Raw genomic sequence first — 12,903 nt, 5'->3', positions numbered from 1 at the left:
GCGTTGGGGACTGTATCGCCTTTTAGGGCCTTTAGCGGGACCTTTGGGGGGCCGTCCCGTGCCGTAGTGGGGTACGGGTGCCGACAGGGTGGGCGCGCAAAGTCGCCACGTCGCCGGCGCCGTTCAGACGCGCGGAAGTTACGGCCAGGGCCGGACTTCCGCGCGTTGTTGTTTTTGGGGAACGAAAAATGAATGTGATCTGGGCGCGTGCCACTGCGTCGCTGGTGCTGTTTCTGGTGCTGATCGGTGGCGTGACCCTGGCGCTGGGCGTCAAGGTCGGGTTGGCCGCGGCGGTCGTCGGTCTGCTGCTGCACTGGGGGTTTGCGACGTATCAGGCGCAACGGCTATGGCGTCTGCTCGACCGCCCGGCCTATGGCACCGTGCCGAGCGCACCGGGCGTCTGGGGCGAAATCTACTATCGCCTGTTCCGTTTCTCCAAGCGCTGGTATCAGCAGGTCCGCGATGTCGAGGCACAACATGCGCGGTTCATCGAAGCCATCCAGGTTTCGCCGAACGGCATCATCCTGCTGGACAACGAGCAGCGGATCGAATGGTGTAATGCGAACGCGGAGCGGCATTTCGGGGTCGATGCGGAACGCGACGTCGGTCAGCACATCACCCATCTGATTCGGCAGCCGGACTTTATCCACTACATCGGCTCGCCGCGGGAAGGCATGGATCTGCGGATGAGCGGAATGGGCCGCAAGTTTCACAAGGTGTTGTCGGTTCAGGTGCTACCGTATGGCGACCACCGCAAGGTGGTGATTTCGCAGGACGTGACGAAGTTGGAGCGCACCGATTCGATGCGCCGGGATTTCGTTGCCAATGTCTCGCATGAATTGAAGACGCCGCTGACGGTCCTGGCCGGTTTCCTGGAGACGGTACGCGAGTTGCCGCTGAGCGAAGCGGATCGGGCGCGCTATCTCGGATTGATGGAGCAGCAGTCGCTGCGGATGCAGGCGATCGTCAACGATCTGCTGGTGCTGGCGCATATCGAAGGCGATCCGAAACCGCCGGGCGAACAACGTGTGAATGTCCGCACATTAACGCAGCATTTGCGCGACGAAGCGATGGGCCTGTCAGGCGGCAAGCACACGATCCATCTCGATATCGACCCGGGCGTCGGCATCACCGGTGCGGAAAACGAGATTGCCAGCGCGTTCGGCAATCTGGTGAGCAATGCCGTGCGTTATACGCCGGAGGGTGGCGTGATCGATGTGTCGTGGCGTGCCGAGGACGGTTATGGCGTGTTCACGGTGACCGACGACGGTATTGGTATTCCGGCCGAGCATATCCCGCGACTGACGGAGCGTTTCTACCGGGTGGATCGCAGCCGTTCGCGTGGAACGGGCGGCACGGGGCTCGGGCTTGCAATCGTCAAACACGTGCTGCAACGGCACGAGGCGCGTTTGAGCATTCGCAGTCAGGTGGGCCGGGGCAGCCAGTTTGCAGTCCATTTTCCGCGGCATCGTACCGTGTTACTTACGGTCACCGATGAGGAAATGGATGATGCCGACTATCCCTATGACGCTGAGGTTTCCGCCGATGTCGCTGCCGACGTGGCGGCACGAATCGGTGACTAAGCGCATTGTGAGATGAGAAGTAGGGCGATGCCGAGCCGGACGTCGCAGGGGTCTTCCGATACCTTGGTCTGGCAGCATTGGCCTCTGGCCCGCGATCGGATCGCACGCGGCGCAATGCTGTCGTCGGATACCCCGTCAGACGCAGAACTTCTGCAGCAGGCTCAACTGGGCGCTACGGGTGGTCTTACCCGGCCGGCGGCGATGATATTCCCCATCGCTTTGCATGACCCAGGCATTCAGGTTGTCGCCGATGAAGGCAGACAGACCCTCGGCGATCACGCGTCTTTTTAATCGACGATCCAATACCGGAAACGCCACTTCGACGCGACGGAAGAAGTTGCGGTCCATCCAGTCCGCGCTGGACAGATAGACGTCTTCCGCCCCATCGGCGTAGAAGTAATAGATCCGATGATGCTCGAGGAAGCGGCCGATGATCGAGCGCACGGTGATATTGTCGGACAAGCCCGGCACGCCGGGTTGCAACGAACATACGCCGCGCACGATCAAATCGATCTTCACGCCCGCCATCGAGGCCTCGTAGAGGGCGGCGATCGTCGTCGGTTCGAGCAAGGCATTCATCTTCGCGACGATCCGCGCCTTGCGCCCGGCGCGTGCCGCCTCGGCCTCGCGATTGATCGCTTCGACCAACTTCGTATGCAGCGTGAACGGCGACTGCCACAGATAGTTCAGCGACAACTGGCCATTGATGCCGGTCAGTTGCTGGAAGACATGATGCACGTCCTCGCAGATGCCCGGATGGCTCGTCATGACACCGAAGTCCGTGTACAGGCGGGCGGTTTTCGGATGATAGTTTCCGGTGCCCAGATGGACGTAGCGACGCAGCGTGGCCTGACCATTGATCGTGCTGCGGCGGACGATCAGCATCATCTTCGCGTGACACTTGTGGCCGACCACGCCGTAGACGACATGCGCGCCCGCCTGTTCCAGGCGCTCGGCCCAGTTGATATTCGTTTCCTCGTCGAAACGCGCGAGCAGTTCCACGACGACGGTGACGGCCTTGCCATTGCGCACGGCCAGCATCAACGCATCCATCAGCGCCGAATCACTGCCGGTCCGATAGATCGTTTGCTTGATGGCCACCACGTGCGGATCTTTTGCCGCCTGCAGCAACAGCTCCAAGACCGGCTGGAAGCTCTCGTACGGATGATGCAGCAGGATATCGCCGTGATCGATCGCATCGAACAACGTCGCCGTCGGTGGGTTCAATTGCGGCGCGGCGGGAACGTGAGGCACGAACTTCAGATCGGGACGGTCCACCAGGTCGGGTAATTGCATCAGGCGCACGAGATTGACCGGGCCATCCACACGATAGCAATCGCGTTCCGAAAGACCCGATTCCTCGCGCAGCCGGCGCAACAGCTCGGCCGGGGTATCGGCGGAGACTTCCAGACGCACCGGGCTGCCGAAGTGGCGCGCGCTCAACTCGCCCTGCAAGGCCACGCGCAGGTCGGTGATCTCATCCTCGTCGACGAACAGCTCGCTGTTGCGCGTTACGCGGAACTGATTGCAACTGCGCAGTTCCAGACCCGGGAACAGGTCGCCGACGAACCGTTCCATGAAGCTGCTCAACAGCACGAAGCCGTACGGATGGCCGGAGAGTTCGGCCGGCATCCGTACCAGACGTGGCAGCACGCGCGGCGCCTGGACGATGCCCAGTACCGCGTCGCGCCCGAACGCGTCCTTGCCGGCCAGTTCGACGGCAAAGTTCAAGCTCTTGTTCAAGACGCGCGGGAACGGGTGCGCCGGGTCCAGGCCGATCGGCGTGAGCACCGGCGTCAGTTCGGTATGGAAGTAGTGATGCGCCCAAGCCGTCTGTTCGGCGTTCCACGAGGCCGGTTCATGAAAGACGATGCCTTCCTTGCGCAGCGCCGGCAGTACCGTGTCGTGCAACATTGCATATTGGCGCTTCACCAGCCGGTGCGCACGCTCCGCGATGACCGTGTAAGCTTGCTGCATCGACATGCCGTCGGGTGTCATCAGCCCGGGGGTGTCGCGCATCTCCTCTTGCAGGCCGGCCATGCGCACTTCGAAGAACTCGTCGAGGTTGCTGCTGGTGATGCAGAGGAAACGCAGTCGCTCGAGCAACGGCACCGCGGGGTCGGCCGCTTGCGCCAGTACGCGCTCGTTGAATGCCAGCACGCCCAGTTCACGATTCAGCAGCGGATAGTGGGAACTTCCCCGGCGTACGCGCACGCCGGTGGCCAGGACGGCGGTACGGGGCGAGGCCGCGCTTTCGGCGTTCAAGTCGTCGTCGAAGCTCGACGAGGGAAGGGGTGCGGAAGCATCGGTGGGCGCCATAAGTCTTGCAATGAAGTGTCCGCGTAACCGGCGACCCGCGGTCCGGGCAAAAGACCCCGAAGCGGCGTCGCTGGATGACGAAGACGTGCGTTTAAGAATGGCATGCTGCGTCGTGGACTGGCAAGATGGGTCTGTCTGACTATGGCAGGTCCTGCCGGTCCGCGCGCTGGCCGAATTGCCGATGCATACATTCTTCCAGATCAACATGTCCATAATATGACATTGATGTGACTGTCACATTCGCTCGGGCGTTCGTTTGATCGGACAGGGACCGCGACGCAGCGGGTGGATTGCGTGGTCCGCGCTTTGCAGCAAGCACGTGCTTGGCTAACATGGCAGAATTCGCCTCCCCGGCCGTGCGGCGCGCAGCGTTTTCCGCGCCGGCCCGGACTTTCTCCTCATTGCGGATCGAAGACGATTTTTATGGCGGATACTCCCACCTTGTTGGCAGCAGTCGATATGGGGTCGAACAGCTTTCGGCTGATCGTGGGCCGGGTGGAAACCACGCCGGCCGGCAGCCAGATTCAGCAGATCGACGCCATGCGCGAACCCGTTCGGCTGGGCGCGGGACTGACCGACGACAAAATCCTCGACGAAGCGGCGCAGCTGCGCGGGTTGGAAGCCCTGGAGCGTTTTGGCGAGCGCCTGCGCGGATTTCCGCACAAGCGGGTCCGTGCCGTGGCGACCAATACGCTGCGGGTGGCCAAAAACGCGCAGGAATTCATCGACCGCGCACACAAGGCGCTGGGTTTTCCGATCGAAGTCATCGCCGGCCGGGAAGAGGCGCGCCTGATCTACGCCGGTGCCGCGCATACGGTGCCTCCAGCGCCCGACAAGCGTCTGGTTGTCGATATCGGCGGCGGGTCGACCGAATTCATCATCGGCCGCGGGTTCGAGCCCCTGTTGATGGAGAGTCTCTACATCGGTTGCGTCAGTCACAGTCGGCTGTATTTCGCGGACGACGTGGTGACCGAATCGGCGATGCACCAGGCGATCCTGGCCGCACGTCGCGAAATCGAACTGATCTCGCATGCTTACCGCGATGCCGGTTGGGAGCAGTCGATCGGTTCGTCGGGCACCGCACGGGCCCTGGCGGAGCTGATCGAGGACAACGGTTTCAACGATAGCGGTATCAGCCATGGCATTACCCGCAATGGGCTGGAGCGCTTGCGGCGCGCGCTGGTGAAGGCCGGTAGCGCCACCGATGCGAAGCTGGTCGGATTGAAGCCGGATCGGATTCCCGTGCTGCCGGGCGGCCTGTCGATCATGATCGGCGTGTTCGAGGAATTGGGGATCGACTATGCCGATGTGACCGACGGCGCGCTGCGGCTAGGCGTGCTGTACGACCTGATGGGGCGCGGCGCGAAGCAGGACGTGCGAACCGTGACGGTCGAATCGTTCATGCAACGCTATGCGGTGGACCGACGTCAGGCGGCGCGTATCGGCGCGCTGTCCACGCTGCTGCTCGACCAGTTCTTCGACGACGACAGTGCGACGCCACAGCGCGACGCCAAGGACCAGAAGGAGCCGAAAGGCAAGGACGCGAAAGCGGCGCGCCGACAGGCCGCCGAAGAGCAGGACGCGCAGGCGGCCCCGTCGCATCACGCCGGCAGCGGCAATGGCAATGGCAGTGCCGAAAACGGCGATTCGCCGCGCGAGATCGGTCGCACCTTTCTCGGCTGGGCGGCGTCGCTGCATGAGATCGGCTTGTCGATCGGCCATGGCGGCTATCATAAGCATTCGGCCTATATCGCCAGCAATGCCGACATGCCGGGTTTCTCGCGCACCGATCAGCATCGGCTGTCGACCTTGCTGTTGGGCCATATCGGCAAGCTCGGCAAGTTTCAGGCATCGAGCGATATCGACTGGGACTGGCTGTTCTGTCTGCGTACGGCGGTCCTGCTGTCACGCCGCCGTACCGACGACGCCTTACCCTCGCTACGTGCCCGGCGCACGCGACAAGGCTATGAGTTGACCTTGCCACGGGCCTGGGCCGATGCCCATCCGATGAGTGAAGTGAATCTGGCGCGCGAAGCGGCCGAATGGACGCGTGTCGGGCGTACCTTCAAGATCGTCTACGCCTGAGCATCGGCGGCGCGAGTCTGCGCCGTTCCCCAAACCCAAAGCACGAGCTGCTTATTCGGTGGTGGCCACCGGCTGCGCCAGTGCGTTGGCCGCTGCGGATGCCGGCACCAGCGTGCCGCCGAACAGACCGTGTTGTGCTTCCGCGCGGCCCATGCCGTCATGGCCGCGTACCTGGGCCAGTGCCAGCGCTTCCTCGACCGGGCGTCCGAAGTAATAGCCCTGCATCAAACGGCATCCCACCTGCTGCAACATTTCCACCTGCGTCACATTTTCAACGCCTTCGATGACGCATTCGAGGTGCAGGTTGGCGCACAGATCGGCGATGCTCTTGACGATCTTCTGGCATTGCGGCTCGGTTTCCAGTTGCGCGATAAACGCGCGGTCCACCTTGATCTTGTCCAGCGGCAGGCGATGGACACGGCTCAGGCTGGAGAAGCCGGTGCCGAAATCGTCGAGCGCGATTTGGGCGCCGATCGCCTTCAACGTCGCCAACGCCGCCGAGGCGCGTTCGAAGTCGTTGATGATCGCGGTCTCGGTGATTTCGAATTCGATCCGCGCCGGCGCGACGCCGCTTTGCTCGACGATCGCGACGATGCCGTCCAGCGCGCCGTCGGATGTCAGGTCGAGCGACGACAGATTGAACGAAATCCGAATCGATTCCGGGCATTTCCGGATAAAGGCGAGTGCGCGGCGCAGCAGCGACTGCGAAATCACCGTGATCATGCCGGTGCGTTCGGCGATGCCGATGAATTCGCTCGGATCGACGCGTCCGATCGTCGGACTGTTCCAGCGCGCCAGCGACTCGAAGGCGACGATGCGCCGTTCTGTGGCGTCGAAGATCGGCTGGAACACCAGCGTCACTTCTTCGCTCAAGGTCTCGGTTCGCATTGCCTGCTCGATGGCCGCCACATGCCGGATTTCGGTTTCATGTTCGGTCGAGAAAACGGCGGCACTGCCGCGACGCTGCTTTTTGGCGAAGTATAGCGCGTAGTCCGCGCGTTCGAATAACTGTTCCGGGGTGTCGCCGGCTTCGGGAAACAGCGCGAGGCCAAGCGAGGCGGACATCCGCGCCACGGCCTCGCGCACGGCGTGCGTATGATGCAGCGCGGCGCAGACGGCATTACCCAGTTCGACCGCTGCCTCGCGGCTGACCGCATGCATCAGGATCAGGCCGAACTCATCGCCGCCGAGTCGTGCGAAAAACACGTCGTCGCGATTGAAGTCGAGCAGCCGTTTGCCGACCTCGGCCAGCACGCTGTCGCCGAACCGGTGCCCGTATAGATCGTTGACCTGCTTGAAACCATCGAGGTCGAGCACGCCCACCGCAAACGGGGTGGGCGACTGTCCGGCCCGGGACCGGGTCGACAGCAGTTCGTCGATGATCGAGAAAAAATGTCGACGGTTGGGCAGTAGCGTCAGGCTGTCGATATTCGCCAGACGGAAGTTTTCATCGCTCAGCTGCTGCATATCGTGATTCGTATGCAGCAACCGTTTCTTCGAGTCGATCAGGTCGCGGAAGTCCTGCGCGTGATTGCGCAGGATCAACGTCATCGACATCAAGACCAGCACGACATTGATGGCGATCGCGATCAAGACCTGATTGCCGGTCCAGAAGAAGTAACTCGAGTAGGGCACCATGACGATGCCCGTCAGCAGCAGCGCGGCAACCCGGAGATGGGTCAGGCAGCAGATGACGGTGATGACCGTGATGGCCATGTAGAACGCCACGTGGCTGCGTTGATAGGCGTCGCCGTATTGGAACAGCGTGACGCCCCAGCTCGTAAATAGAATGCCGAGCACGGCGATGACCTTGCTCACATTGCGTATGCGCTGCGCGATGTCCGCGTCGCTGAGGTGCACGTGCCGGCTCAGACGCCACATCGTCATGCGAACGATGCACCCGAGGATCAACAGGCCTGGCGCATACAGCGTCAGCCAGGCAGGCGCCGAACCCATATGGGTATAGGACACCGTCGCGGTGTTGATCGTCAGGACGAAATAGAGCAACGGTACCTGACGCGAGAACGCGAGGTACTGCGAGCGGACCAGTTCCTTGTCCTGGTGTCGGAACATCGTCAACAAGCGCGCCAAGGCGAGAACCGAGCGCACGGCGTATTGCATCGCGGAAGACATGGCATCGAGCGCCGAAGTGGCATGCGGCGGCTGGTCGCACCGCTGTTAAATCGCAAATCGGGATCGGACGACGTCGGTCTCTCGGTTTCCCCAGTACGCAGCACCTCTCGACAAGCGGTGTCGATCGCGCGGTAAGGGGACGGACAGAGCCGAAACGTGCCGGGCCAAAATAGGGAGGCCGCCGGTCTGAGCCGCCTTCCTGGGATATCAGTGTATACGGCCGACGCGAAGAAAAGTTGAGATAAATAGCCGTTGCGTGTCATTTGGCGGCCGCGCGACCTTGGAAACGTCGGGTGTCGCTGGGGGAGGAGAAGGTGCGGAAAGAAGGCGGCCGAACAGTGGCCAAAGAAAAAGCGCCGCCGGCAAGCCGGAGGCGCTTTTAATACCTGCTCGATGAGGAGACAGGCGTCAGACGTTGCATGGGACAGGCAAAAAATCTGTCGGGCTGCACGCCTTATGTGTCCTGGTCGGAGCGAAAGGATTCGAACCTTCGACCCTCTGGTCCCAAACCAGATGCGCTACCAGGCTGCGCTACGCTCCGAGGAATCCGTGATTCTATGCATGTAAGGCACGGCCGTCAATCGGCGATGGTGGGTTTCGCGCATTCCCCCGCCCGTCGGTCGTCTGGCGGAGGGACGGGGACGCAAAACCGATGCCGATCGATGCCCAACGGAATCATCCCTGCAGATCCGGGAGAGGCGGCCGATAATGAATCATCGACTGACGACTTTCACTTTTCTGAGGAGGCACGATGCACCTGATCCTCTGGCGGCATGCGGACGCATTCGATGCCAGCGCCGGCGCGGGCGATGCCCGGCAACGCGATCTCGCGCGCGAATTGACGACAAAGGGGGAGAAACAGGCACGGAAGACCGCGGAATGGTTGCGCCCGCGACTGCCCGCGGGTGCCATCGTGCTGGCCAGTCCGGCCGTCCGCGCATGGCAGACGGCGCAGCAGTTGACGTCGGATCTGGTGCGCTGTGAGGCGATTGCGCCTGATCTCACGCCACAGTCGATGCTGGATGCCGCAGGCTGGCCGGATGCGAGCGATCGCGTCGTGGTGGTGGTCAGCCATCAGCCGACGCTTGGTCGCGTCGCCAGTCTGCTTTTGACGGGGCGAGATCAGGCGCTGGGCTTCGGCAAAAGCGCGGCGTGGTGGCTGGAACCGGCCGCCGGTGACGGCCCGGGCCAAGCCAAGCTGCGTGCGGCCTTCGACGCGGCATTGCTGTAGCAGGCAAGACCTTGTCGGCAATGTGACCGCGCCGCGCGCGCCGGGAAAATCGCATTTCTTGCGACACGCTGTCATGTTGCTGACGTGTTTCTGTCATTCCCATGTCGTGTCGCGTCCCTAGCATCGGTTCCGCCAACCACTCTGGACGGAACGCGCATGCTCGATTCGACTCTCACGCCCATCGACGCTCACCAAGACCGTCAGGACAGCTCTTTTGACGGCGATCGCCAGTCCCCACGTCACGCCCGCGCCGAACGCCCGCAGGCACAGCGCCGGCAAGACAAAGGACTGCTGTTGAACTGGGTCCATAGCGAAAGCGACTTGCGGGAAGCACAACGGCTGCGCTACCGCGTATTCGCCGACGAGATGGGCGCACGTCTCAAAGGCCCGGAGGGCCTGGACGTTGACGAGTTCGATGCGCGATGCGAACACCTGCTGGTGCGGGACCGCGAGACGCTCCGTGTCGTGGGGACGTACCGCATCCTGCCGCCTCAAGGTGCACCGCAGATCGCACAGCGCTATTCGGCGCAGGAGTTCGATCTGCGGCGTCTGGCCGTGCTGAACAGCAAAATGGTGGAAGTTGGGCGCGCATGCGTGGATCCCGACTACCGCAGTGGTGCCGTGATCATGACCTTGTGGGCCGGTCTGGCCGCGTATATGCGTCGCTGGGGCTTTGAGACGATGCTGGGGTGTTCCAGCGTCTCAATGAGCGATGGCGGTCACCATGCGGCCAATCTGCACGTGCGGCTGACGCAGACGCATACGGTCGCGCCGGAATATCACGTGTTCCCGCATACCCCGCTGCCGGTCGATGCATTGACCGACGGCGGCGACGGGAGCGCGCCGCCGTTGCTGGCCGCGTATTTGCGGCTGGGGGCCCGCGTGTGCGGCGCCCCGGCGTGGGACGCGGATTTCCACACGGCGGATTTCCTGACGCTGCTGCGGCTCGACGACCTCGATATGCGCTACGCGAAGCGCTTTATTGGCTAATGCGCCGCAGCGAATGAGGTGCGCCTCATGGGCCGCCGCACATGACTCGCGGCGACGGGCTAGCCGCCCACGGCCAATTCGCCGACGCCGTCGTTGATCGCCTGTTGCGGCGTATCGGTGTAATCCTGGGTATAGGCGACCGTACGGTTTCGGCCTTCGTGCTTGGCGGCGTAGAGCGCTTGATCGGCGCGCGCCATCAGGCTTTCGAGATTATCGCCGGGACGGAAAGTCGCCACGCCGGCACTGAACGTGAAGGGCACCGCGCGTGCGCCGTCCCAGCAGGGCGCGCCGAGCAGCTTGGTGCGAAGGCGATCGATGACGTCGGTCGCGGCAAAGATATCGGTTTCAGGCAGCAACAGCGCGAACTCCTCGCCGCCAATCCGCGCGCAGACGTCATTGGCGCGGACCGACGTGGGCAACAGTCGCGCGAAGTGCATGAGGACGTGGTCGCCGACGCCGTGTCCAAGGCGGTCGTTGATCTGCTTGAAGAAATCGAGATCGAGCATCGCGATCGCCAGCGGCCGGCCGAAGCGTGCCGCGCGCAGGCACTCTTTCTCCGCCACCTCGGCGAAGGCCCGGCGCCCCGGGAGATCCGTCAGAAAATCGATATTGGCATGGCGTTCCAGCGCCGCAGCCATCCGGTCGTGGGCCATCATGATCATGCCGATCGTCAAGGCGGGCGTGCCCAACGTGCCGATCGCCAGAAAGAAAATGTGCACCGGCGTCGACACCATCGGCCCGGTTGGCGGGACCCAGCCGAAGGCGTAGGCCAGGCCGCGTACCGCGTTCATGACGACGGCGATGATGCAGATGCCTGCCATGAACAGATAGGCATACTGCGGCCGGTTGCGTGGCCGGTGTCGCAGCATCGTCGCCGAGGTAGCGACGTGGATCAACCCGTGATACAGCGAGAACACGACGACGCGCGCGGGAAAATCATCCCGCACAAAATGAAAATAGCTGATGGCGACCAGCATCAGCATGACCGCGCCGACCACGAGCGGCAATGGCGTCTGGCAGCGGAAGAAGCGCCGCATTCCGAGCAATTGCAGTGCCGTGGCACCGCCGGTGCAGGCGTTCGCCAGCACGATGCTCAGGAGCGCTGGGAAATGGCCCATATTGATCGTCAGGAACATTCCGACCGCATATAGCCCGTTGGCCCAGCACCATTCCACCGTGCCAGGCAGGCGCTTGCGCGCGAGCGAACCCATCACGATCAGCGAGAGCACCGCTGACAGTGAACTGATGCCGATGATAGTGATCGGATCGCTCATCTGAGCAATTCCATTCGACGTGAAGGGGCCGGGGGACGATACGTTCCACAGGGCGCCACCGTGATTGCATATTGCTCGGTGGCAGCCGCACGGTTAGTCACGAACGAGCCGCGCAAGTTCGGTGATCAAGGCATCGCATTCGGCGTCCGTACCGATCGTAATACGCAGAAAATCGGCGATGCGCGGTTTGTCGAAACGTCGGACGATGATGCCTTCCGCGCGCAGCCCGGCTTGCAAGGTGGCACCGCTGTGTTCCGGGTGCCGAGCGAAGACGAAATTGGCCGAGGAGGGCAGCACGTCGAAACCGAGTGCCTGCATTTGTGCGACGGTCCGCTCGCGCGTCGTGACGATGGCCTCGCAGCGGTCCTTGAAGTACGCCTCGTCCTCGATCGCGGCCAAGGCCGCCGCTTGCGCGAGCTGATCGAGCGGGTAGGAGTTGAAGCTGCTCTTGACGCGTTCGAGCGCCGTGATCAGGTTCGGATGCGCGATGGCGAAGCCGGCCCGCATGCCTGCCAGCGAACGCGACTTCGACAAGGTCTGCACGACAAGCAGGTTCGGATACTTGTCCACCAGGCCCGCCGCCGATTGGGCGCCGAAATCGACATAGGCCTCATCGATCAATACGACGGATTCCGTATTCGCCTGCAGCAGCCGCTCGATCTGATCGAGCGGCAAGGCCGTGCCGGTCGGTGCGTTCGGATTGGCCAGCAGGATGCCGTTATTCGGCCGACGGTAGGCGTCGAGGTCGATCGCCAGCGTGCCGTCGCGCACCGGCACGCGCTCGTAGACGACGCTGTACAGGCCGCAATAGACCGGATAGAAGCTGTAGCTGATGTCGGCGAACAGCAGCGGCTTTGCCGGGTCCGGGGCGTACTGGAAGAAAGCCGGAAAGGCGTGCGCGAGCACTTCGTCCGAGCCGTTGCCGACAAACACGTGCGCCGAACTGACGTTGAACCGCGCCGCGATGGCCGCTTTCAGCTTGCTGGCGTCGGGATCGGGATACAGGCGCAGTCGCGCATCGCTGGCCTGGTGGATCGCTTCCATGACCCGCGGCGACGGCGGATAGGGATTTTCGTTCGTGTTCAGCTTGATCAGGTTGGCGATCTTCGGTTGCTCACCCGGAACATACGGGTCGAGCGAACGGGCGAGGGGAGTCCAGTATTGATCCATGGCGCGTGCGGCTGAGAGCAGTGAGGTGTGCTGCCTGCCAACGCGATCATTGGCGGGCCTTGCAAGAAGGGCAGTGGCGGCGCGACGAACAGACGGGCCGGTCTGAGACCGACCGAGA

General features: G+C 62.9%; 7 protein-coding genes, 1 tRNA gene and 2 pseudogenes. 5 read left to right on the top strand and 5 right to left on the bottom strand.

Features of this window, described 5'->3' with window-relative positions:
- Nucleotides 1–188 precede the first annotated feature (188 nt).
- Complete coding sequence (gene phoR / locus ABEG21_RS11000) at nt 189–1,583, top strand: phosphate regulon sensor histidine kinase PhoR (RefSeq protein ID WP_347554653.1); 1,395 nt, start codon at nt 189–191, stop codon at nt 1,581–1,583.
- Nucleotides 1,584–1,718: 135 nt separating this feature from the next.
- Here the strand turns inward: phoR and ppk1 are convergent, their stop codons facing one another.
- Complete coding sequence (gene ppk1 / locus ABEG21_RS10995; RefSeq protein ID WP_347554652.1) at nt 1,719–3,902, bottom strand: polyphosphate kinase 1; 2,184 nt, start codon at nt 3,900–3,902, stop codon at nt 1,719–1,721.
- 423 nt (nt 3,903–4,325) lie between these two features.
- On the opposite strand from ppk1, the pseudogene ppx reads away from it, so the two are divergent.
- Both ppx and ABEG21_RS10985 read left to right on the top strand, forming a co-directional pair.
- A pseudogene (gene ppx / locus ABEG21_RS10990) lies at nt 4,326–5,357 on the top strand (exopolyphosphatase); the annotation flags it as partial.
- A gap of 213 nt (nt 5,358–5,570) precedes the next feature.
- Nucleotides 5,571–5,987, top strand: a pseudogene (locus tag ABEG21_RS10985) (exopolyphosphatase); the annotation flags it as partial.
- Nucleotides 5,988–6,038: 51 nt separating this feature from the next.
- On the opposite strand, the gene ABEG21_RS10980 reads toward ABEG21_RS10985, so the two are convergent.
- Both ABEG21_RS10980 and ABEG21_RS10975 read right to left on the bottom strand, forming a co-directional pair.
- A complete protein-coding gene (locus tag ABEG21_RS10980) occupies nt 6,039–8,120 on the bottom strand; it encodes an EAL domain-containing protein (protein ID WP_347554651.1) in 2,082 nt (693 codons plus the stop codon).
- A 464-nt stretch (nt 8,121–8,584) separates the two neighbouring features.
- Nucleotides 8,585–8,661: transfer RNA gene (locus tag ABEG21_RS10975), tRNA-Pro, on the bottom strand.
- A 210-nt stretch (nt 8,662–8,871) separates the two neighbouring features.
- Between ABEG21_RS10975 and ABEG21_RS10970 the strand changes: the two genes are divergently transcribed.
- Together ABEG21_RS10970 and ABEG21_RS10965 are read left to right on the top strand one after the other, a co-directional pair.
- On the top strand, nt 8,872–9,351 hold the full coding sequence (locus ABEG21_RS10970; protein WP_347554650.1) for a histidine phosphatase family protein: 480 nt from the start codon (nt 8,872–8,874) through the stop codon (nt 9,349–9,351).
- 156 nt (nt 9,352–9,507) lie between these two features.
- The gene (locus ABEG21_RS10965; RefSeq protein ID WP_347554648.1) at nt 9,508–10,341 is read left to right on the top strand and encodes a GNAT family N-acyltransferase; all 834 of its coding nucleotides are present in this window, start codon (nt 9,508–9,510) and stop codon (nt 10,339–10,341) included.
- A gap of 59 nt (nt 10,342–10,400) precedes the next feature.
- Here ABEG21_RS10965 and ABEG21_RS10960 read toward each other — a convergent pair whose 3' ends face one another.
- Nucleotides 10,401–11,615, bottom strand: coding sequence for a GGDEF domain-containing protein (locus ABEG21_RS10960; protein WP_347554647.1), 1,215 nt, complete (start codon nt 11,613–11,615; stop codon nt 10,401–10,403).
- A 93-nt stretch (nt 11,616–11,708) separates the two neighbouring features.
- Nucleotides 11,709–12,785, bottom strand: a complete 1,077-nt coding sequence (gene hisC, locus ABEG21_RS10955; protein WP_347554646.1) for a histidinol-phosphate transaminase — start codon at nt 12,783–12,785, stop codon at nt 11,709–11,711.
- Nucleotides 12,786–12,903 lie beyond the last annotated feature (118 nt).

It is taken from the genome of Robbsia sp. KACC 23696 (assembly GCF_039852015.1).
Taxonomy (GTDB): Bacteria; Pseudomonadota; Gammaproteobacteria; order Burkholderiales; family Burkholderiaceae; genus Robbsia.
The sequence above is the reverse complement of the archived record's forward strand: the minus strand, read 5'-3'. Positions and strand labels throughout refer to the sequence as shown.